This window comes from Salinicola avicenniae, assembly GCF_023736115.1.
In the GTDB taxonomy this organism is placed as follows: domain Bacteria; phylum Pseudomonadota; class Gammaproteobacteria; order Pseudomonadales; family Halomonadaceae; genus Salinicola; species Salinicola avicenniae.
The window spans coordinates 277,021-299,561 of record NZ_JAKQZC010000002.1 but is presented as its reverse complement, the minus strand read 5'-3'; the positions used below and the strand labels follow the sequence as shown (position 1 = coordinate 299,561).

The following is a 22,541-nucleotide window of genomic DNA, read 5'->3' as shown; positions in this document are numbered from 1 at the left end:
GGAATCGTTCCTGACATGAGCTGGCTAGACAAGATCGTTCCGTCGATGAGCCGCGTTCAGCGCAATGACCGCCGTGCCAGCGTGCCGGACGGCCTCTGGCGCAAGTGCCCGAGCTGCGAGGCGGTGCTCTATCTCCCCGAGCTGGAAAAGCACCAGAACGTGTGCCCCAAGTGTCAGCATCACCTGCGTCTGACGGCACGCAAACGTCTCAACTGGTTCCTCGATGCCGAGGGACGTGAGGAGATTGCGGGCGACCTGCAGCCGAGTGATCGGCTCAAGTTCCGCGACTCCAAGAAGTACAAGGATCGTCTGGCGGCGGCTCAGAAGGCGACCGACGAGAATGACGCGCTGATCGCGATGCGCGGTACGCTGGACGGCCTGCCGGTCGTGGCAGTGGCATTTGAATTCTCGTTCATGGGCGGTTCGATGGGGGCCATCGTCGGCGAGAAATTCGTGCGCGCGGCGACCCTGGCGCTCGAGGAAGAGATTCCGCTGGTCTGTTTCGCGGCTTCCGGCGGCGCTCGCATGCAGGAAGCGCTGTTCTCGCTGATGCAGATGGCCAAGACCTCGGCAGCGCTCGAGAAACTCAAGCAGGCCGGCGTGCCCTATATCTCCGTGCTGACTGACCCCGTCTTTGGCGGTGTCTCCGCGTCGCTGGCCATGCTGGGTGACCTCAACGTGGCCGAGCCCAATGCGCTGATCGGTTTCGCCGGTCCGCGCGTCATCGAACAGACGGTCCGCGAGAAGCTGCCGGAAGGTTTCCAGCGCAGTGAATTCCTGCTCGAGCATGGCACCGTCGACATGATCGTCGCTCGCCCGGAACTGCGCGAGCGCCTCGGCAGTGTGCTGCGCAAGCTGACCCACCAGCCGCTTGCCGGCGACGCGCCGCAGGACGAATCGGCGGCGGATTTTTCACCGCTCAGCGATGAGTCGGATCTCTCGCAGACGTCACGATAAGGCGATGCCGACCTCATGAGTGCCACTCTCGACGACTGGCTCGTCCGTCTGGAAAGCCAGCACCCCGTCGCCATCGATCTCGGTCTCGAGCGCGTGGCGGCGGTCGCCGAACGGCTGCAGTTGACCGCCGCGCCGCTGGCGACGCGTGTCGTCACCGTGGCGGGCACCAATGGCAAGGGGTCGACCGTGGCCATGCTCGAGCGCCTTGCGCGAGCGCATGGTCTGAGCACCGCCAGCTATACCTCTCCGCATCTGCTGCGCTATAACGAGCGCCTCTGTTTCGACGGCACGCCAACCGATGACGATACGCTGGTTGCCGCCTTCGAACGCGTCGAGCAGGCGCGCCTCGACGGCGACCCGATCAGTCTGACCTATTTCGAGGCCGGTACGCTGGCCGCGCTGGTGGCGATTGCCGACGTGCACCCCGAACTCGCCATTCTTGAGGTGGGTCTCGGCGGTCGCCTGGATGCCGTCAACGTGATCGACAGCGATATTGCCGTGGTGACCACGATCGCTCGCGATCACGCCGACTTTCTGGGTGACGATCTCGAGGGGATCGGCTTCGAGAAGGCGGGCATTCTGCGTGCCGGTCGTCCCGCCGTGCTGGGCAGTCGTTCGCTGCCGCAGAGCGTCTCGACGCGTATCGATGCGCTGGGCGTGCGGGCGCATTGGCTTGGGCGTGATTTCGACCATACGGACGCCGCCCTGGATGCCGAACCGGACGACGGTGATGAAGGCCGCTGGACCTGGGCGGGTGTTGATGGCACCGGCCGCCAGCGGGTCCTGGTGGGCCTGCCCGACCCCGGTCTGCCGCTCGACAATGCCGCCGTCGCACTGCAGGTGCTCGCACTCTGTGATGTGACGCCAGAGGCCGGTTCGGTCCGGACGGCGCTGGCCTCGGTCGCGCTGCCGGGGCGCCTGCAGTGGCTGGGCAACTGGTGTCTCGATGTAGCGCATAACCCGCATGCAGCGGCCTATGTGGCATCGCGGCTGGCCCGGCGTGAACGGCCCGCGCGCCGCATCGCCTTGCTTGGCATGCTGGCCGACAAGGATGCAGCGGCCGTGGCCGCAGCGCTGGCGCCGGTCATCGATGCCTGGCTGCCGGTGGGCTTGGAAGGTGCGCGGGGTCGCGATGGGGCGTCATTGGCCGCACTGCTGGCGGACGAGGGTTATGCAACCTTGCCGCCGGCGGCAACCCCGACCGCTGGCGTGGCCTGGTTGACAGCGCAGGCGAGCGCGGACGACGAGATACTGGTCTGTGGTTCTTTTCTGACCGTCGCCGAGGCGCTGGCGGCGCTCGAGACGACATGATTCTGCGTAACCCGGCGGTGGCCCACGACGTGGCGTGCCGTCGAAGCTTGTCCAAGGAGGTACCGGTCCGATGAAATATGGATGGCGTGAACGTATCAGCGGCGCGGTCATTCTGGTGGCGCTAGGGGCCATTTTCCTGCCGATGCTCTTCGACGACCCGGCGCCGCGCGAGCAGGAACCGGAACCTGTCATGGTGATCGAACAGCCGATCGAGGGCGGTGAGACACGGCAGCGCATCATCGAGTCGCCGCAGCCTCCGGCATCCGTGGCTTCCGGCGAGAATCGCGCCCAGGAAGCCGTGCCGGAGCCGGACACCCGCGCGCAGCTTGGCGGCGGCAGCGAGGATACCTTTGCCGGTAACGCAGCGCCTGAGGATGGTGAACAAGGTGGTGCCGATGAGGCTGCAAGCGACAACGATGGCGACACCGGCAGTCAGAGCGCGCCTGCAACGGCGCGGGATGAGCCGCGTGCCGATCCGATCGCCGAGCTGGCGCAGTCGAGTGCCGAACGCAATGCGGAGACCGACGCCTCCTCCTCGACAGCCGCGCCGCAGCGCACGCCGGCGAGCAGCGGCGGCGGCTGGGTCGTGCAGGTGGGCAGTTTCGGCCAGGCCGATAACGCCAGCCGGCTGACGCAGCAATTGAAGGACGAGGGCTTTTCGGCCTATTCGCAGCCCCGTGACAACAACCTGACGACTGTCTATGTCGGGCCGTTCGATTCCTCCGATGCCGGTGAGCAGGCGCGTTCGGAGCTCAAGCAGGCGGTCAACATTCAGGGCCTGCTGATCCGGAACCCGGGGAACTGATGACGCTGACCTGGCTCGACTACGTTTTCCTGCTGGCATTGACGATTTCCATGCTGGCGGGTTTCATGCGCGGTCTGGTGAGAGAGGCTCTGGGGTTGGGCGCGTGGATCGTCGCACTGCTGGCGGCGCGTGTCTTCGCCGCGCCGATCGCCGATGCGCTGACAGACTATATTTCGCATCCGGACGCGCGGCTCGTATTGGCGTTCGTTCTGATCATCTTCGTCGTGGTGATGATCTGCGGTTTCCTCATTCGCCTGCTCAACGCGGCGATCGAGTGGGTCGGCATGGGCTTCTTCAACCGCGTGGCAGGCGCTGTCTTCGGCGTCATGCGCGGCGCGGCGATCCTCGTCATCGCCACGGTCGTGATCGGACTGACGCCGCTTTCGCAGCTCAACGCCTGGCAGCAGGCACAGCTCAGGCCCTCGTTCGAGTCGCTTCGCGACTGGGCCGTGGTCCAGCTTCAGAGCTGGGACGTTGACGCCTCGGCAGCGGAGGACGCCATGCGTCAGCTTCCCCTGACGTTGCCGGGCAGGGACAATTCACTATCCAAGCAGAGCGGTCAGGGCGTGGCACCCACCCCGGCCGAACAACCGGCACCCTGACCCGGGTGCAATCAAGCGAGGTAAGGCGGCATGTGCGGTATCGTGGGCCTCATGGCCAATGAAGCGGTCAATCAGTCTATCTATGATGCACTGACGGTTTTGCAGCACCGCGGACAGGACGCCGCCGGCATGATGACCTGGGATGACGGTCGTTTTCTGCTGCGCAAGAACAACGGTCTGGTGCGCGACGTATTCCACACGCGCCACATGAAGCGTCTTCAGGGCAATCTGGGTATCGGCCACGTGCGTTACCCGACTGCCGGGTCGGCGAGCGAGGCCGAATCCCAGCCGTTCTACGTCAACTCGCCCTACGGCATTACCCTGGCGCACAACGGCAACCTGACCAACTCCGACCAGCTCAAGCAGGAGCTGTTCTCCTCCGACCTGCGTCACATCAACACCAGTTCGGACTCGGAGGTCCTGCTCAACGTCTTCGCGCACGAGCTGGGCAAGCAGGGGCTCTATCTTTCACCGGAAGATATCTTCGACGCGGTCCGACGCGTGCATCGCCGCTGCCGCGGCGGCTATGCGGCGGTAGCCATCATCAACGGCTTCGGCCTGGTCGCCTTCCGCGATCCGCACGGCATCCGGCCGGTGGTCTACGGCACTCGTGCCGGCGTCGACGAGCAGGGTGAGGCGAGCGAAGAGGTGATGATCGCCTCCGAGTCGGTGGCGCTGGATGTCGGCGGCTTCGAGCTGGTGCGCGATCTCGCACCGGGTGAGGCGATCTTCGTCGACATGCAGAAGAACGTGCATACCCAGCAGTGCGCCGACTCTCCGCTGCTGACGCCGTGCATCTTCGAGCATGTCTATCTGGCGCGGCCCGACTCCATGCTCGACGGTGCCTATGTCTATGGCACACGCATGCAGATGGGGCGCAAGCTGGGCGATCGCATCCAGCGCGAGTGGCCGGATCACGACATCGACGTGGTCATCCCGATCCCGGATACCTCGCGTACCACGGCGCTCGAGCTGGCCCAGCACATCGGCGTGACCTTCCGCGAAGGCTTCATGAAGAACCGCTATATCGGCCGCACCTTCATCATGCCGGGGCAGACGCAGCGCAAGAAGTCGGTGCGTCAGAAGCTCAACGCGATCGCCAGCGAATTCGCTGGCAAGAACGTGATGCTGGTTGACGACTCCATCGTGCGCGGCACGACCTGCAAGCAGATCATCCAGATGGCCCGGGATGCCGGTGCCAACAAGGTCTACTTCGCCTCCGCCGCGCCGGCGGTTCGCTACCCCAACGTCTACGGTATCGATATGCCGGTGGCAACCGAGCTGATTGCCCATGGCCGTAGCGATGCCGAAGTGGGTGAACTGATCGGTGCCGATCGGTTGATCTATCAGGATCTCGAAGACCTCAAGACGGCCTGTCGTGAGGTGAATCCGGCGCTGAAAGATTTCGACTGCTCGGTGTTCGATGGCAACTATGTGACCGGCGACGTCGACGAGGCCTATTTCGCGGCACTGGAAGCGGCCCGCAACGACGCCGCCAAGCAGCAGGAGAGTCTCAACGCCGTCGTCGACCTGCACAACGACAGCGAAGACGACTGACCGCGAGTCTGCTCGACAGGCGCCGCGACGGCGAGGCGCCCGCTGACGCCGATAATCCGTCATCCCGGCCCGGCAAGCTGCTTGCGGGCCGTTTCAGGAGTAAACATGATTTCCGACGACGCATCCTCGTCCGATTTCGACCCCGGCACGCTCGGCCTCGAGACGCTGGCGATTCGGGCCGGCCACGAGCGCACCCACGAGCAGGAGCACGGCGAGCCGATCTTCCCGACTTCCAGCTTCGTCTACGGCAGTGCGGCGGAGGCCGCGCGCAAGTTCAAGGGTGAGGAACCCGGCAACGTCTACTCGCGCTTTACCAATCCGACGGTGCGCAACTTCGAGCAGCGCCTGGCGGCGCTGGAGGGCGGGGAACGCTGCGTCGCGACCAGCTCCGGCATGGCGGCCATTCTCTCCACGGCGTTGGCGCTGCTCGAGGCGGGCGACGAGGTGATCGTCTCGCGTTCGGTCTTCGGTTCCACCATCGCGCTGTTCGACAAGTATCTCGCCAAGTTCGGCATCAAGCCGCGCTATGTCGAACTCAACGATCTCGCGGGCTGGGAAGCGGCGATCACGCCGAAGACCAAGCTGCTGTTCGCGGAGACGCCTTCCAATCCGCTCAACGAACTGGTCGATATCGCTGCACTGGCGGATCTGGCGCACCGTCACGGCGCGCTGTTGGCGATCGACAACTGCTTCCTGACGCCGGCGCTGCAGCGACCGCTCGATCTCGGTGCCGATCTGGTGATTCACTCCGCAACCAAGTATATCGACGGCCAGGGGCGCGCGATCGGGGGGGCGGTGGTTGGTCGCCATGCCGAGCTCGAGCAGCTGTTCGGCGTCGTGCGCACCTGCGGCCCGTCGATGAGCCCGTTCAACGCCTGGATCTTCCTGAAGGGCCTGGAAACACTCAGCCTGCGCATGGAGGCCCACAGCCGCAACGCACTGGCACTGGCACAGTGGCTCGAGACGCAACCGGCCGTCGAGCGGGTCTATTACAGCGGGCTCGAGAGCCATCCGCAGCATGCGCTCGCCTGTCAGCAGCAGCGGGGCTTCGGTGCGGTCATGGGGGTCGAGGTGAAAGGCGGGCAGGCGGCGGCCTGGCAGGTGATCGACAGCACCCGCGTGATGTCGATCACCGGCAATCTGGGTGACGTCAAGACCACCATCACGCACCCGGGCACCACGACGCACGGCCGTCTGAGCGACGAACAGCGGGCGTCCGCCGGCATTCGTGACGGTTTGATCCGGCTCGCCGTCGGGTTGGAAACGCTCGACGATCTCAAGGCGGATCTGGCGCGCGGGCTCGATCGGCACTCGTGATGTCTCGACGCGACGGCTGCCGGCCGTCGTCGCTTCCCGGGAAAAGGGCTCGCCACGGCGGGCCCTTTTTTGTTGGAAGTGGGCCTTTTCGGGATGGAGGGCCGTGGTTGAGAAAAGGCCGTGGTTTAGAACGGACTGTGGTTTAGAAATGGCTCCGCCTTTGAATAGGGCGGGGCGATGTCATGGCCGGTTTGTCCGGGCGTTTCTCTCCCGTCATCACGCCTTTCACTGATTGCTATCTGTTGCCCCTGCGCGATCCCTCGTATGCTCATCCAGAACGCTTGCGAGGACGACGCGATGTGGGGCAATTCCCGCAACGGCTGGGGCTGGGTCAGCATCGTCATTCACTGGCTGAGTGCCCTGGCCATCTTCGGTCTGTTTGGGCTGGGTTGGTGGATGACCGGTCTGGGCTACTACGACACCTGGTATCACCTGGCGCCGTGGTGGCATAAATCGGTTGGCGTACTGGTGCTGCTGATCAGCGTGCTGCGTGTGGTCTGGCGTCTGTTGCAGCCGACCCCGGCCGCTCACGGTAGCGCACTTGAGCGATCTGCGGCCCATGTCGGCCACGGCCTGATCTATGCGCTGCTGTTCGTGACGCTGCTCTCCGGTTATCTGATATCCACGGCAGAAGGAGAGGGGATCGCGGTCTTCGACTTCTTCACCGCGCCGGCGCTGATCGAGGGGCTGCCGCACCAGGCCGTCCTGGCCGGCGAGGTGCACCGCTACGCCGCCTGGGCGTTAGTCATCCTCGCCGTGGGCCATGGGCTTGCGGCCTGCAAGCATCACTGGATCGACCGTCAGGATACGCTGATGCGCATGCTCCGCTCGCGCCCGGCAGGCCGGCGCTGACAGCAGAACAACCGGGCTGGTTCAATACCCCGACAGGCGATGCCCGTCGCCGACTCGCGCAATCCATTGCGCCATTCACCAGGAAGGAGATCGAGATGTTGAAGAAGACCGCGCTGGCGACCCTGATCGCCGCCGCCTCTACGGTACCGCTGGCCCAGGCCGCCGATTACCAGATCGATACCGAAGGTCAGCACGCCTTTGTCCAGTTCAAGATCAGCCACCTTGGCTACTCTTACATCCTGGGGGACTTCAAGTCGTTCGATGGCAGCTTTCAGTATGATCCCGAGTCGCCTGCCGACAGTCAGGTCGACGTCACCGTCGATGTTGACAGCCTCGAGACCAACCATGCCGAGCGTAACAAGCACATCCTGAGCAGCGACTTTCTCAACGCCAGCGAATTTCCTCAGGCGACTTTTCACGCAACCGCGTTCGACGTGGACGAGTCGGGCGATGAAGCCGAGATGACCGGCGATTTGACGATTCACGGTGTGACCCGCTCGGTGGCCTTTGATGTCGATCATATCGGTGGCGGCGAGGACCCGTGGGGTGGCTATCGCCAAGGGTTCGAAGCGACTACCTCGCTCGATCTGGCCGATTTCGATATCGACATGAGTCAGTTCGCCGAGCCGATGCACAGCGTCGAGCTGTATATCGTGCTTGAGGGCATTCGCCAGTAGCACCTGCCGCTGGTGCCGTATTTCACGATCCCGGCTTCGGCCGGGATCGTGCGTTTCGAGGCCGGTTGTCGGGCTGGTCGTGGGCGTTATCCACATCATCCACATCTTGTCGCGAGGCCGTGTCTCGGCGCCACGCTCCTTGCCTCGTAGCCGAGGGGAAGGCGAGCGAGGTGTCGCGCACAGGATGCCTTGGCTACGGCTATGGTTGTGCCGGGTAGTCATTGTATGGATTGTGTCTAATTGCATGCATGTTTATCGCCAAGTAAGATCGCCTGAGCCCGGTCGCTGATACCGGCGCTGTCCAGGTAACTTGGCGATGAGTTCAGGAGCCCTCATGCAAACCGTGGTCGTCCTTGCGTTGATTTTTGCCGGCGTGGCCTTCGCCGTCTATCAGGTCTATGACATCTACTACTCGCAGAACTTCGGCGATGCCGAAAAACGTGCCGAGTCGTCAAGTGCCTCCGGCGAGTCCGCGTCGGCCCACGAGAACCACCTGAGGCAGCTGCTGGGCGAGCAGTTGGCATCCGCGGCCATGAACGATCCGGCGCTCTCCGCCAACCCGGAACCGCTCGTCAGGAGACGGCGCACAATTCTGTTGGCTGGGGCGAACGAGGTGCGTATCCGCTACCTGCCGTTCTGGACCGGCAAGCCTGTGTCGCGGGATTATCGTCAGCCGTTGCTGATCGTGGTGTTGTGCAACTGCCTGCTAGCCATGTTCCTGGGCGGCCTAAGCCTCTATACGATGACTTATCGAGTTCCCGGTGAGGCTTTTGCCTGGATGAACGACGAAACGGTCATTTTGGCCATTCTGGCGGTAGTGGTGTTCGCCACTCACGTCTTGTCGAAGCTGGATCTCTTTCTGCACGATATCTATCAGATCGGTCAGCTGAACCGCCGTAGGGTTTGAGCCCCGCGCGATTCGACCAGGCAGCGGAACGTGGCGTACGGCGCTCGAACCGGGCGCGCCGCTGCCTCCAACGGCCTTGCGTGACGATGGCCTTGTACGACGTATTGTATGGAAGCAAGGGCGCATGACTGAAGAGAGTAGGCCTTGGGTCCCTCGCCTGGGAGAATCGGCGCAGCCTCTCTATCGCTCGATTGCCGATGCCATTGCCGAGGATATCGCGACAGGTCGGCTGAAGAGCGATCAGCAGCTGCCGACGCAGCGGCAATTAGCTGAGCGACTGGGGATCAATTTCACCACGGTGACCCGAGCCTACAACGAGGCTCGCAAACGGGGCCTGATCGAGGCTCGCGTCGGACGTGGCAGTTTCGTCAGACAATTGATGCGGCCCCGGATCTTGCACGCCCAGGAAGAGAAACGTGTGGTCGATATGACCATGAACCTGCCTCCCGAGCCGATCGAGGGTGAGCTCGACACCCTGATGCAGGCCGGGTTCGACGCGCTCAAGCCAAACCTCAATCATCTGCTGCGCTATCAGGATTTCGGTGGCACCCAGGCCGATAGGGAAGCGGGTGTCCGTTGGCTGTCGCAACGATGGAAGGACATCGAGGCGGATCAGCTGCTGGTCTGCCCCGGTGCCCAAAGTGCGTTGCTTTCGATCTTCACGTTGCTCAAGGCGACGGCGCCGGGCGCGACGATTTGCTGCGCCTCGCTCACCTATCCGGGGTTGCGTGCGCTGGCCGCACAGTTTGGCGTGAGTCTGGTTGGGCTGCCGATGGATGACGAGGGAATCGATGCCGGCGCCTTTGCCGCTGCCTGCGCCCAGCACGCCCCCAAGGCGCTCTACTGCAACCCGACCTTGCATAATCCGACGACAATCACGGTGTCGGCGCGGCGGCGGGTGGCATTGGCCGAGGTGGCGCGGCACTACCAGGTGCCGATCATCGAGGATGACGCCTACGGTATGTTGCCGAAACAGACTATGGCACCGCTGGCCACCCATGCCCCGGAACTGACGTTCTATATCGCGGGGTTGGCGAAATGCATGGGGGCAGGGCTGAGGCTAGCCTATGTTGTGGCGCCAGGGGCCATCGAGGCGCGGCGACTTGCCGACGCCATGCGCGCGACCACCGTCATGGCTTCGCCGCTGAACGCGGCGCTGGCGACAGAGTGGATCCGCACAGGCGCCGCCAGCAGTCTGCTCGACGCGATAAGGCGCGAGGCTATCGCGCGGCAGAAGATCGTCGCGGAATTGCTGCCCGCGGCCAGCTACTGCTCGCAACCCGAGGCCTTTCATCTATGGATCACTCTCACACCCCACTGGACGCGAGCCGCATTTTCCCATCGACTGGGCACCCTCGGCATCAGCGTCGTGCCTAGCGATGCCTTTGCCGTCTCCGAAGTGCCGCCGGAGGCCGTACGTGTCTGTCTCGGAGGGGATATCGATCGTCAGGCGTTGAGAAGGGCGTTGGGCGATATCTCACGCACCTTGGAGAGTCTGCCCGAGCAACAGGTCGGTATTATCTAACAGGTCATTAGGCTATGTGTGTACCGCCATCCGAGCGGGTGGCGACGTGACGCCGATGCTCCACCGGCTGTGAAGCGCTTCCCCGGCGCGGCGCACCGCATGATCAGTACTGCAGATAGTGTGCAACCTCGCGACGGTCGCGTCGGTGCTTGAGCCGACGCACCCAGCGGCCGCGACACCACCACGAGCCGCGCCAGGCAATATCCCGCAGGTCCCCAAGGTTGAGAGCTCGCCAGTGTGGGTGCGAGCGTGGCGGAGAGGACGGCTCGCCGCGCCTCTCGCGCGACTGCAGGATCGAGTCGATCAGTATCGCCGCTCGCGCTCGTGGCGATAACGCCTGTTTCGCCGCAGCTTGGCCGGGAAGTATCAGCCTCGGGTCCTCGTGACTGCGCAGCCGGGCATCCACCGCGATCTCGCCGTGCTCGTCAGTCTCGAGGGCGAGGCATCGTTCTGCCATTGACGGGCGTGATCGGTCGGTGATCAACAGCCAATCCGCCTCGACCAGGCTGCCGTCGTCGAGGATCAGTTGCCCCGAGGCATAGCGGCTAGCGCGGGCCACGAGTTCGAGCTGCAGGCCGCGCCGGTCGAGGCGCTGCATCAGCCAGCGATTGGCGCGCCGTCCGGCACCCGGTAGCGGCTGCCGATCATTGCCGATCAGCGAGACCGTCAATGGTCGTCCGTAGCGCTCGCCCAGAGCCAGCAGGTTGGCGGCCAGTTCGACGCCGACCGGTCCTCCGCCCACGACGGCAAGACGCGGCAGCGTGGCTGAAGCGTCGGCTAGCCGCGTCTCCAGCTGCTGACGCAGACGCCAGAGGTCGTCGACGCCGGGGCCGAAGAGGTCGCCGGCACTGACGCATCCGGGCAAGCTGCCCTCGTCCAGCTCGGGAGGCAGATCGATCGAGAGCCAGTCATAGGTGAGCGTGCGGCCGTCGTCGAGTGTCAGTTGTCGCATCCGGCGATCGACGGCGGTCGGCATCGCCACGAAATGATCGCCTCCATGCGCCGCAATGCGCGCCGCGGGCAGGCAGATCTCATCCCGCTGCCACTCACCGCCCAGCATGCCACCGAGCCAATCGGCGTAGACGAAATCCCTGCGTGTGAGCAGCGTGACGTTCAGGCCACAGCGCGTGAAGCGTTCGGCATTGGCGGCTACATGAAGGTGGGTGTCGCCGTTGCCGACGAGGACCAGATGAGGGGTGTCGGCGACAGGAGGCTGGCCTTGTGGCATGCGCGATCCGGGCAGAAAACCGAGGTTCAGTCTAGCATGGGAACGGGGTAATACCGCGAATGCGGTCGCCGCCGATCGTGGCGAACACGACTATCGACTTTCATGCGCAACAGGAGGGCATTCATGGCGCGCCATATTCTGCCGCAACCCGGTCTGGGCACCTACCGTCTGAAGGAACAAGCCGTCATCGATTCCGTGACATCGGCGCTCGAGCTGGGGTATCGGCATCTGGACAGTGCACGCATGTACGAGAACGAGCGCGCCGTGGGCAAGGCGATTCGCCAGAGCGGCATTGCCCGCGACGAGCTATTTGTCACCACCAAGATCTGGTGGAACGAGCTTGAGCCCAAGGCGTTGACTGCCGCCGTGGAGGAGAGCCTCGACAACTTTGGCCTGGAGCAGCTGGATTTGGTGTTGATCCACTGGCCCTCGCCCGGCGGTGAGGTAGCCATGGCCGACTATATCGGGGCGTTGGATGCGGTACGCGCGCGCGGCCTGACGCGACATATCGGCGTCTCCAACTTCACCATCGCGCAGATCGACGAGGCGCTGACGCTGCCCGGTGGCGAGAACATCGTTACCAACCAGATCGAGGTGCATCCGTTTCTCGCCAATCGCAAGCTGGTCGAACACTGTCAGGCCAAGGGATTGGACGTGACGGCCTACATGCCGCTGGCGGTCGGCAAGGTGCTAGAAGAGCCGGTACTCAAGCGCATCGCCGAGACTCACGGTGCGACACCTGCCCAGATCGCCTTGGCCTGGATCGCCGCGCGCGACATTGTCGTGATTCCATCGTCGACCAAGCCGGCCAACCAGAAATCCAATCTCGAGGCGCTCGATATCCATTTGAGCGAGGCGGAGATGGCCGAGATCGATCGGCTCGACCGTGGCGATCGTCAGGCCAACCCGTCCTTCGCCCCACGCTGGGACGAGTGAGCGGTAGGGAATGTTTTCCGGGGTCCGTTGTCGGAGAGGCGTACAGGTTTTGAGGTAACGCCATGATGATGAAGCGTATTCTGGGAACTGGTTCGGTATTGGCGGGGGTGTTGGTCACGTCCCTGGCACTGGCGCAGGGCGAGTCCGACACCACGGTGGAGGGGCTAAGTGCGGAGAACGAGACGCAGGCCCCGGCCAATGCCTCGCAGGTCGACAACGAATCGATCGAGACATCCGGCGGGGTCGGCAGTGACAACGCCGGTTTCACCGACGGAGGGGCTCAGACGCCGGTCGATCAACGGCCCAATGCTCTGAGCTTCGACCAGCTCGATGTCAACGGCGACGGTGTCATCGACGAAGACGAGGCGGTGAGCGCCGAACAGCAGTCGATGTTTCAGCAGCTGAACGACGAGGCGGCAGGGGGTGTCACGCGAACGCGTTTCCATGAGGCCATGGGCGCGGATACGCTCTCCGACTGATGCTGCAGGCGCCGTCGTTCAGCGGCCGATGCCTTTCCGAGACAGGTTCGCCTAACGCAGTCGCCCGGCCAAATTGGCCGGGCGACTGCTTTACAGGGTGACGTCAAACGGCGCGTCTCCGATCCCCTGCAGTGATCCGCGGTTATCGGATCATTTGACGACCGCAGCGATTGCCTTGGCGACGTAGGGCAGGTTTTCGCTGGTAAAGCCCGCGACGTTGGCGCGCCCGGAGCCCACCATGTAGATGCTAAACTCGTCGCGCAGGCGCTTGACCTGTTCGGCGGTCAGGCCGGTGTAGGAGAACATGCCGCGCTGCTGGGCGACATGAGCAAAGCGCTGATCCAGGCCATAGGGCTTGAGCGCTTCGACCAGGTCGGTGCGCAGGCCATTGATTCGGCCACACATTTCGGTCAACTCTTCGCGCCATACGCTGGCCAGTTCGGCCGATTCGAGAATCTCGGTGACGACGGCCGCGCCGTGGGAGGGCGGGTTGGAGTAGTTCTCGCGGGCGACGATCGCCATCTGCGAGCGCACGTTCTCCATCTGCTCCGTGTTTTTGGCGATGACGATCAGGCTGCCGGTGCGCTCGCGATAGAGACCGAAGTTCTTCGAGCAGGAGCTGGTGATCAGCACTTCATCGAGGTTCTCCGCCATCAGGCGCACGCCGAAGGCGTCAGGTTCCAGGCCGTCGCCGAATCCCTGATAGGCGAAGTCGACCAGCGGCAGCAGGCCGCGGGACTTGACTACTTCCAGCACCTGGCGCCACTGCTCCTGATCGAGATCGAAGCCCGACGGGTTATGGCAGCAGGCATGCAACAGCACCACGTCGCCCTGCGGAATCGTCTTCAGGGTGGCGAGCATGCCGTCGAAATCGAGGCGATTGTCGGCGCTGACGTAGGGATACTTGTGCATCGGGATGCCCGCCGCCTCGAAGATGCCGAGGTGGTTGGGCCAGGTCGGATCGGAAAGCCAGATCGATCTGCCGGGGAGGTTCGTCTTGATGAAATCCGCCGCCAGTCGCAGCGCCCCGGTGCCGCCGGGGGACTGGGTCAGGCTGGCCCGATTGGCGGCCAGAACCGGCGATTCAGCGCCCAGCACCAGCGGCAGAATGGCCTTGCCATAGCGCGGATCACCGTGAGAGCCGATATAGCTCTTGGTCGTCTCACTCTCCAGCAGGTGCGCTTCGGCCTGTTTCACGGCGCGCATGATCGGGGTGTTACCGGCCGGATCCCGATAGACGCCGACCCCGAGGTCGACCTTTTGCGGGTTGGAATCCTGATTATAAGCTTCGATCAGCCCAAGGATGGCATCCCCGGGGACGCGCTCGATCTTTTCAAACATTAGTTGTCTCCAGCATGGGAGTGCGCTAGCTCGTCGGTTCTGGCGGCCATGATGAAATCGTTCCGATGCAGGCCTCGGAGTGTGTGCGTCCACCAGATGACAGTGGTCTTGCCCCATTCGGTGGTGAGTGCCGGATGATGACCTTGCGCTTCGGCGATATCGCCCACGCGGTTGGTGAATGCCAGGGCCTGCGCGAAGTCACGAAACCTGAAGGTTCGCTCGAGTTGCATGATGCCATCGCGCTCGAGGATCCGCCACTCGGGAACCTCGGGTGACAGGTGGGCGGCCTCGGCCGACGTGAGCGGTGGCGTGTCGCCATCACAGACGGTGCAGGCAAGACGCGAGAGGGTCGACATGCGGGCAGCTCCGGGCGTGGGGGTTGGTTGCGGCTTTCTGGCCGTTTCTGTTCCGACCCGCAGAACCGGCCTCGTGCAGTTCGGCAGGATGGGCTGATAGGGTTCAACGTAGTGGTTTTTTACCGTCCAGCATAGCAGCGCTGTCGCGTCGCCAGACGGGGCGATGACCGGCGTAGGTCTCAGGTCACAGCCATAGGGTGGGGCGGAGGCGACGGTGACCATGACCCGAAGCGGGAACCTTGGCATAATGCGGCGCTTCGGCAATGGCGGACCATCCCTGGTTCGCTACCGCGGTTCGCTCAGGACCCTTCTGTTTGTTGTTCCCCGTCTGGAGTCGACATGACCGCCTGGAACAAGTTGCTGGTCGCGACGACGCGGCTGCTCGATCTGCATGACAGCGCCCACGAGCCGGGCTCTCCCTTTGTCCAGGTCTCCCAGGAACAGCGTCGCGGCATGCGCGATGGCTACTGGCTCGACCTCGGCTGTCTGCTGCTGGACTACCTGCTGGAAGTCGATTTTGCCACCAACAGCGCCTTCGTGACCCAGCGCCGTTGCCTGGCCCACCTGCGCAACGACTATCCGAATCTGCCGGCCGACGATTTGAGTTTCGTTGTCAACCTGCTGGCCACGCCGAGCGAAATTCATTACCGCGAGTGGCAGGCGCGCGAGCCCGACGATGGCGAGCTCGGCGAGCGCTCGGTGCGCAGTACCAAGCGTACGGCACTGATCGAGAAGCAGGGCCAGACCGGCCAGGTGCGCCTGACCCCCAGCGGCCGTCAGGCGGTGACGCTGGCCAGCCAGGTCGAGGACCTGCTCTATTCCGAATACGACGCGGCCAAGGTGGTCGCGGCGCTCTCGCGCGGTGACTACGTGCGGGTACCCGATATCACCCAGCAGATCCTGATGGCGATTCGCGCCCTGACCCAGGAGTTGCGCCGAGTCCGCGAGAACCCGACCCACGAGGGCAAGCTCTCCGCATTGCTGGACAACGAGCGCCACTACCACAACGCGCTCAGTACGATTCAGGGCACGCTGCTGAGCGCTCGCGCGCAGCTTGCGACGCCGGCCATGATCGAGAGCTTCGAGCGCTGGGCCGAACGCCAGGAAGACGAATGGGATCTGCGCATGCTCTCCGGCGCGATCGGTCGCGTGCTGACGGCCATCGAGAACCTGTCGCGCCGACTCTCCGAACTGCTCTCCGATATCGCCGAAGGGCGGATTCAGTCGATGGGGGTGATCGATTTCGCCGCGCTGGCACAGCGTATGCTGCTGACGCCACCGCCGCGGCAGCTGCAGGAGGCGGTGGTCGCCCGCATGATGCCGCTGAGCGTGCGGGTCACCATGCCGAGGGGCGAGACCATGGTCGGCCTCGTCGAGACGCGTCGCGCCGAGCGTAGCGGCGCCGCCCTGGTCTTCGACGAGGCGCGCGACAGGCCCGGCGCAGACCCGCTGCTGGCGCGCTATCTCAAGTCGCGCGGTCCGGCGTTGCGCCAGCGTTTGCGCCAGGCGCCGCTGTCGTTGCCGGAAGCGCTGGGCGAAGGCTGGCATCGCTTCGACGCGGACGCCGAGACGCTGGACTGCCTGCCGCAGTTACTCAACACCTTCGTCGATACGCAGCTGCTCGATGACAACCTTAGCGTGGGGATCGACGAAACGCCCTTCACGATCGAACTCCCCGACGGTCGCCGTATCGAAGGCGCCGTCACGCCGTCGCTGCGCCTGCGCGAGCCGGCGGCCGTGGAAGAACAGGATCTCTAACCGATGAACATGATGGAAATGGGCGAGGTGGTCGCCTACCTGCTGCGCTATCGCACGGCGGAACGCGTCCCAAGCGGCGGCCGCAAGCGGCGTTCTGCTCGCGATGGGCAGCTCTCCGAGCGCGATGTCTGCGCGTTGATCGACGATGCCCAGGAGAACGAACGCGAGGCATTGCGTGACTTTCTCGCTGGTCAGGGGCTGCGGCTCAAGGTGTTCGAGGCGGGCGACTACCCGGGTATTGCACCCGGATCGCGCTTCTTCGCACTGCTGCCGGATCCGGAGCTGGAGCAGCCGCCGCTCTACACCCGCGAACCGGTTTTCGAAGCGCTCAAGCTGCGCCAGGAGAGCCGTGCCGAACTCGCGCTCTGGTATCTACAGCTGTGGCTTCTGCTGCATACGCTGCTCTACACGCGGCTCAACCGTGCGCTCTCCGATGTCAGCCGCTATCAGGAAGCGACCTTCGTCACTCGCGAACTGGTCGAACTGGTCCGAGATCAGCTGGAGACGCTGCGTGGCCTGGGAGAGCGGGCGCCGGAGAACAGCCGCGTGCTGCTCGACGAGCGCGGCGAAGATATTCCGCGTCGCGTCAAGGCGTTCGTCGATCTGCTCGTCCGCGCAGGCCATCTCGAAGCCGTGCGCGAATCCGGCGACGAAGAGATCTGGCAGCAGACCCTGCTGGGGTCGCTGGAAGCGGAACAGATCGGGGTTCACCATCTTTCGCACCTGGCCGAGCTGACCTCGGGCGAGCGTGATCCGACGGTGTCGTTGGACAGCGCGACCGAAGGCGACGCGACCGAAGAGGGCGCGATCGAGTCCGCCGCAGCGGCCGACCTTGAAAGCGATCAGGCCGAACGGGGGGCGACCGAGCCTCACGCCGCCGACAGGTTCGACGCCGACCCGGCACCAGCACCGGCTGCGCCGGATAGCTCAGCCCCTGAGTCAAACGCCGAGGAGGAACGCCGGTGAGCGTCATCAATCGCATCGAGATCGCCAACCTGCTCAACAAGCACGGCGATATCGCCTCGCCGTGGGAAGCCAAGATGCGTCACTTGCTGCTCGATCTGCGCGGTCAGTCCAGCGCCATCAGCATGGAGAACGGCTTCGGCAAGACCACCATGGCGGAGGCGCTGATCGGCCTGCTCTCCCGCGATCGTCAGCTGCTGACGCGCACCCGGCGCAAGTGCTCGCCGAGCAAGGTCAACGGCGAGGCCCGCAGCTGGACCCATCTGCGCGTCGAGTTCCGAGCCCAAGGGGGAGACGCCCAGCAGGATGACATGCTGGCGGTGGCCGGGGAGGAAGTCGCCGGCGAGACCTTTGTCTTCGGCCTGTACGGATACAGCGACGGCAGTGGGCTGGTGTTCTATCACTACGCCGGAAAGCTGGGTGACGTGCCGGTGCATCACATTACCCGCGACGGCAAGCTGGCGCTCTACGCCAACGCCGACGTGCAGAGTGCGATGCGCGCGCACGGCGTCACTCGCGCTTCCAATCGAGAAGAGTGGCTCGAGGCGGTGGGGAGCCACATCTCTCGCCGCGAGCTGGCCCAGCTGGCGGCCTTCCAGAAAGAGGGGGGCGCCGACAAGAGCCAGATCTTCAACGCGATCAAGCCGCGCGCGGGTGAGAAGGCCGATCAGGCGTTCTTCTACGAGGTACTGGCGCCGCAGATTCTTTCCGGGGCCACCCGGGGCGAGACCGACGAAGAAGAGGAGTTGATCGAGGATGTCATCCTCAACTCCGGGACGCGAATCACCGAACTGCGGCATCGCCTGGCCGAGGCGGAAAACGACCAGCAGCGCGCCGACGACAAGGTCGAGCGTCTGGCCCAACTCAATGAGGAAGGCGAGAGTCTGCTCGAGTCACGGCGCCAACTGGCCGACCTGGATGCCTCTTTGCAGGATGCCGAGCGGTTGCTAGGCGGCCAGGCACTGGCGCCGCTGCCCGGTCTGCCGGGCGGCGAACGGCACGAGCTCGAGGCGGGTATCGCGGACCTCGTTGCCGGATTCGCCTGGGGGATTGGCGACACCGAGCGGCCGCGGGTCTCCACCTGGCTTCTGGCGCGCCTGACCCGACAGTCCGAACGCAACGTCCGGCTGGCGCTTTCCGAGCGCGGGGCACGGGTCGATACGCATCGGCGCCTCGTGCATCTGCCCGACGCCGCCTGGCTGAGCGCGCGCGATGTCGGGCATGTCGCGTTTGATGCCGCCCGCGCCTGGCTGGCCGATAGCCACGCCTTCAACGACGATGCCGCGCGCTATCGCGCGCTGGGACAGCTCGACGAGGCCGCGGAGGCATTCGAAGGGCTGGATGGCAACCGCTTCCGCGAGGAGGTGATCGCCGATCGTGAATATCGTCGCTCGCTGCGCCTGGACGCCGAGCAGCTCGACGAGGACGTCGAGCGCCTCGAGCAGGAGCGGGAACAACTCGAGTCGCGGCAGCGTGACTTTATCGACAATCAGAGCGTCTACACGCAGGCACTGGCGGAAGGGCTCTTCAGCGAGGCGGAGCTGGAAGCGCCGGAAGCGACCCGCGAGGCGACACAGGCGGCGCTGGCGGATGCGCGCCGTGCACACGCCGCGCATCTGGGACGGATGGGTGAGCTCAAGCAGCCGGCCGAGTGGCACGCCGCCTTCGTCGAGGCGAACCCGGACACCTCGCCGGAGATGCTGCTGGAAATGAAGCTCGAACGTCAGGAGACGCTCGAGGCGCAGCTAGCCGAACAGGATGCCGAGGCCGCCGATCTCAACGGTCAGCGCGAGACAGTACGCGGCACCTTGCAGCAGCGCCGCGAGCAGCGCCAGCGGCTCGAGGGGGAACTCGCGCCGCTGGCGGCCGGGCGCGAGGCCTGGCAGCGCTTTGCCGAACAGTGGCCGGATGACACGCCGGTGGGGTTCTGGAGCGCGCGCAAGAGCGCGCTGGCCGAACTCGAGCAGGCGCTGGCGGACGCGCGTCGGGCGCAGCAGGATGCCCAGTCGCAGCGCGAGCGCCTGGAGCCGCTCAAGGACTCCGCCGAACGCTACCGGCAGTGGCACGGCGAGGACTCGCCGGTGCATCTGCGGGACACGCTCTATCGGCAGTCTCGCGAGAAACAGGATGAACGCTATCGAATCGATCAGGCGGCGCAGCAGTTGGAGACGCTGGTGGCGTCGCTGGCCACGTTCCGCGAGGCCAGCGACATCGCGCCCGCGGATTGGCTCAAGGATGCCAAGAGCCGCTATCCACGCCTGTTGCGCGAGCAGGAGACCCTGGCCGAGGCGATCGAGGCACGCGAAGGCTATCTCGAGAGCCTGAGCGGCGATCCGCTAGCGCGGCTGGCGGCCGAGACCGAAGCCCAGCAGTTGCTGGAGACGCGCGAGCTGGCGTTTCGTCCGCTGCACGAAGTGATCGCCGGCTTCGAGGGTGAGGCCGAGCAGCGTCGCGCCTGGCTGGCGCAGGCGTCAGGCCAGCTCTTCGCGCCGGTAATCGAGGGCGAAGCGGCCGCAAGGGAGGCCGCGCAGTGCCTGATCGATGCCGGTTGCGGTGTGCCTGTACTGGAACTGTCGCGCCTGCGCCGGACGCTTTCCCAGGGTGGTTTGCCGCTCGGCGCGGTGCAGGGCGTCGAGACACTGGCGGTCAAGGCGGCGCTCGATCCGGCCTACCTGACGGCGCTGCGAGAAGAGACCCAGCAGCGTCTGGAGATCGACCGTCAGCGTCAGCAAGCGCTGGCTGAAGAGATCGGTAGGTTGGATCCGCACGGCGAACGCTTCCATCTGGCGCTGCGCGCTCAGGAGGCGCTAGACCAGGAGGCGGAGCGTCACCTGGCCACGCTTGCCGAGCAGCGGGCCAGCGTCGAGGCGGCGCAGGCTGAGCTGGCACCGCGTCTCGAGGAAGCCGCGCTGAAGTTGATCGATGATTATCAGCGCTTTCTGGAAGCGGGCGGCGAGGCAGCCCTTGACGCCGCGCGCGAGGCGGTCGAATCGGCCCTCGAGCGGTTCGAGATCCTCGGGCCCCAGCGCGAACAGGCCGCGCAGGCGCTCGAGACGCATGGCGATCTGTGGCTGGCCGCCGAGCGCTTTGCCGCGGCGGGTGGGGTCGAACGCCTGGGCGAGATCGATACCCAACTGGCGACATTGAGTGAGACCTGCGCTGAACTCGACGAGCAGCTGGCCGAGCTGACATTGCAGCGAGAGGCGCTCGACTCGCGTCGCGACGAGTGCCGTGGGCAGCTTGCTGGGCTATTTGCTGACGGCGAGCGCGAGCGGCTGCGCCGTCTGGCGGCTTTCGTCGCCGAGGGTGGCCTGGACTTCATGCGCGAGGCGGAGGCCCGAGAGGCCGAGCTGGAAAGTGCACTGGCGCAAGCCAGCAGACGCGCCGACTTCGACTTCGCGCGCATTCGCGCTTTCCTGCAGGTCCGCGATGAGAAGGGCGGCAATCGAACGCTCGAACGCGATATCGGCCGTCTGAAGCAGGCCCTCAAGGAGACTCGCGAGAAACGCAAGCGCAACGGTCGCGAGCAGGACACGGTGGAGACGCGTTTGGCGCGCCACCAGCAGTCGCTAGGCGTGACCGACCAGCTTGCGGTGGCGTGGCTTGAAGTGCTCAGGCAACTGCCCGAAGGCTGGGCCGGTCGTGCCTTGGCCGACGCCGAGGCGGCCTGGCCAGTTGGCGATGCCGACGCGGCCCGCTTCGACGATGCACTCGACCACTGGCGCCGTTGGTTGGCGGCACCGCTCGACCCCGAAGCGCCCGAGGCGTTCGACGCCGACGCTTTCGAAACCTGCCAGCAGACGTTGCTGGAGGGGCTCGGCGGGCTCAACCTGGGCGAGCGTGCGCGTAACCGCGAGCGTCAGTCCCGCGATGTCGTCGCTCGCGAGCGGGCGCTCGGGTTATCGCTGGAAGCCGCCAGCGATAGCCGGCTGTTTAATGAGTCGGAACGCGCGCGCCTGGGCACGCTGGAAGGTGTCAGCCACGAAGCGCTGGCCTCGCTGCGTGCGCTGCATCAGCAGTTGCAGAGCCAGCTCGATGAGCACCGTGGTCGCGTGGTGCGTTTGCATACTTCGCGCGAACAGATTGAGGACACGCTGGTCGAGCGTCTCAGCTCGATCATTATCGATGCCGCGGGCAATCTCGAGATCCTCCGTCGCGTCGCGCAGCGTGCCAGCGACGGCGGCGCCTATTTCGAGGTCAAGGCGGCGCTGATCGCCGACGAGGCGGTACGCGAGCTGATCCAGCAACTGCTGGCGGATATCGACGCGCATCTGGCCGTGCAGCGTCGCCGCCTGGAGCAGTCCGGCGACGGAGCGCAGGCCCGGGGCAGCCGCGATGACGAGCTGACGCGGCAGATTCGCCGGCGTATCTATCGGGGCCTGTTCCGCGACGTCAGTATTCGGATCAAGCACGATGCCATTCGTCCGCACGGGCGACTCTTCTCGCTCAACGAGGACATGTCGGAAGGGCAGCGCGAGGCGGTATCGCTGATGTGGCTGGTCAAGCTCTCCGAGTTTGCGATCGAGCGCGAACTACGGGAGCTGCCGGGCCATCACAAGCGCCGTGCCAGGGCCAGTCGCGAGAGCGTCATTCTGCTCGACGGGCTCTTCTCGAAGTTGTCGCATCGTCGTCTGATTCAGGATTCGCTGGAGTCGCTGCGCAACACGCGCGGGCGCTTCCAGATGATCGGCCTGATTCACAACCCTAACTACGAGAATGATCCGAGCATCTTTCCCACCTATCTGGTCGGCAGCGTGATCGGCGGCCAGCAGGGGCAGGGCGGTCATGTCATCGTGCGCGAGGGGCGTCAGATCGACCCAGAGGAGACCGGGCGTGGCGTCGGCGAGGCGAGCCTGTTCGGAATTCACGTCACCGAGGCGCCGGTGAACTGAGCCATGGCATGAAGGGACCCTCGATATGAAGGGGTCCTCGACATGAAGGTGGCCATCGAGCTGACGCGGCTCGCCGAG

At 64.9% G+C, this 22,541-nt stretch carries 18 protein-coding genes; 15 read left to right on the top strand and 3 right to left on the bottom strand.

The annotated features are described in order from the left end of the window. Window positions 1-15: 15 nt before the first annotated feature. From accD to MC381_RS04780, 10 genes are all read left to right on the top strand, one after another. Entirely contained in the window at window positions 16-957 is a 942-nt protein-coding gene (accD, locus tag MC381_RS04825; protein WP_251976603.1) for an acetyl-CoA carboxylase, carboxyltransferase subunit beta, read from the top strand. Window positions 958-972: 15 nt separating this feature from the next. Further along, complete coding sequence (locus MC381_RS04820; protein WP_251976602.1) at window positions 973-2,268, top strand: bifunctional folylpolyglutamate synthase/dihydrofolate synthase; 1,296 nt, start codon at window positions 973-975, stop codon at window positions 2,266-2,268. A gap of 70 nt (window positions 2,269-2,338) precedes the next feature. Further along, window positions 2,339-3,073 (top strand): SPOR domain-containing protein, encoded by a 735-nt coding sequence (locus MC381_RS04815; RefSeq protein ID WP_251976601.1) that lies wholly within the window; start codon window positions 2,339-2,341, stop codon window positions 3,071-3,073. Further along, entirely contained in the window at window positions 3,073-3,675 is a 603-nt protein-coding gene (locus MC381_RS04810; protein ID WP_251976600.1) for a CvpA family protein, read from the top strand. Before MC381_RS04815 ends, MC381_RS04810 begins: the two co-directional genes overlap by 1 nt. Window positions 3,676-3,705: 30 nt before the next feature. Continuing rightward, window positions 3,706-5,232 carry an amidophosphoribosyltransferase gene (purF, locus tag MC381_RS04805; RefSeq protein WP_251976599.1) on the top strand — a complete coding sequence of 509 codons (1,527 nt, stop codon included), beginning with the start codon at window positions 3,706-3,708 and terminating at the stop codon, window positions 5,230-5,232. Window positions 5,233-5,337: 105 nt separating this feature from the next. Continuing rightward, a complete protein-coding gene (locus MC381_RS04800) occupies window positions 5,338-6,549 on the top strand; it encodes an O-succinylhomoserine sulfhydrylase (protein ID WP_251976598.1) in 1,212 nt (403 codons plus the stop codon). A gap of 297 nt (window positions 6,550-6,846) precedes the next feature. Next, on the top strand, window positions 6,847-7,401 hold the full coding sequence (locus tag MC381_RS04795; protein ID WP_251976597.1) for a cytochrome b: 555 nt from the start codon (window positions 6,847-6,849) through the stop codon (window positions 7,399-7,401). Window positions 7,402-7,496: 95 nt separating this feature from the next. Further along, window positions 7,497-8,078, top strand: a complete 582-nt coding sequence (locus MC381_RS04790; RefSeq protein WP_251976596.1) for a YceI family protein — start codon at window positions 7,497-7,499, stop codon at window positions 8,076-8,078. 334 nt (window positions 8,079-8,412) lie between these two features. Beyond that, complete coding sequence (locus MC381_RS04785; RefSeq protein ID WP_251976595.1) at window positions 8,413-8,985, top strand: hypothetical protein; 573 nt, start codon at window positions 8,413-8,415, stop codon at window positions 8,983-8,985. Window positions 8,986-9,109: 124 nt separating this feature from the next. After that, window positions 9,110-10,510 carry an aminotransferase-like domain-containing protein gene (locus MC381_RS04780; protein ID WP_251976594.1) on the top strand — a complete coding sequence of 467 codons (1,401 nt, stop codon included), beginning with the start codon at window positions 9,110-9,112 and terminating at the stop codon, window positions 10,508-10,510. Window positions 10,511-10,613: 103 nt separating this feature from the next. On the opposite strand, the gene MC381_RS04775 is transcribed toward MC381_RS04780, so the two are convergent. Further along, window positions 10,614-11,738: an FAD-dependent oxidoreductase gene (locus MC381_RS04775; protein ID WP_251976593.1), complete on the bottom strand. Its 1,125-nt coding sequence runs from the start codon at window positions 11,736-11,738 to the stop codon at window positions 10,614-10,616. A 123-nt stretch (window positions 11,739-11,861) separates the two neighbouring features. On the opposite strand from MC381_RS04775, the gene dkgB reads away from it, so the two are divergent. After that, on the top strand, window positions 11,862-12,674 hold the full coding sequence (gene dkgB, locus MC381_RS04770) for a 2,5-didehydrogluconate reductase DkgB (protein WP_251976592.1): 813 nt from the start codon (window positions 11,862-11,864) through the stop codon (window positions 12,672-12,674). 62 nt (window positions 12,675-12,736) lie between these two features. After that, window positions 12,737-13,153, top strand: a complete 417-nt coding sequence (locus MC381_RS04765; protein ID WP_251976591.1) for a hypothetical protein — start codon at window positions 12,737-12,739, stop codon at window positions 13,151-13,153. Window positions 13,154-13,303: 150 nt separating this feature from the next. Here MC381_RS04765 and MC381_RS04760 read toward each other — a convergent pair whose 3' ends face one another. Then, window positions 13,304-14,494, bottom strand: a complete 1,191-nt coding sequence (locus tag MC381_RS04760; RefSeq protein ID WP_251976590.1) for an amino acid aminotransferase — start codon at window positions 14,492-14,494, stop codon at window positions 13,304-13,306. Continuing rightward, on the bottom strand, window positions 14,494-14,850 hold the full coding sequence (locus MC381_RS04755) for a 4a-hydroxytetrahydrobiopterin dehydratase (protein ID WP_251976589.1): 357 nt from the start codon (window positions 14,848-14,850) through the stop codon (window positions 14,494-14,496). The genes MC381_RS04760 and MC381_RS04755 overlap by 1 nt, the downstream gene beginning before the upstream one ends. Before the next feature lie 339 nt (window positions 14,851-15,189). On the opposite strand from MC381_RS04755, the gene MC381_RS04750 reads away from it, so the two are divergent. From MC381_RS04750 to MC381_RS04740, 3 genes are read left to right on the top strand one after another with little or no spacing between them, the layout of a single operon-like run. Continuing rightward, on the top strand, window positions 15,190-16,608 hold the full coding sequence (locus MC381_RS04750) for a hypothetical protein (RefSeq protein ID WP_251976588.1): 1,419 nt from the start codon (window positions 15,190-15,192) through the stop codon (window positions 16,606-16,608). A gap of 3 nt (window positions 16,609-16,611) precedes the next feature. Beyond that, entirely contained in the window at window positions 16,612-17,574 is a 963-nt protein-coding gene (locus MC381_RS04745) for a hypothetical protein (protein ID WP_251976587.1), read from the top strand. After that, complete coding sequence (locus tag MC381_RS04740; protein ID WP_251976586.1) at window positions 17,571-22,463, top strand: coiled-coil domain-containing protein; 4,893 nt, start codon at window positions 17,571-17,573, stop codon at window positions 22,461-22,463. The genes MC381_RS04745 and MC381_RS04740 overlap by 4 nt, the downstream gene beginning before the upstream one ends. Window positions 22,464-22,541: the final 78 nt, after the last annotated feature.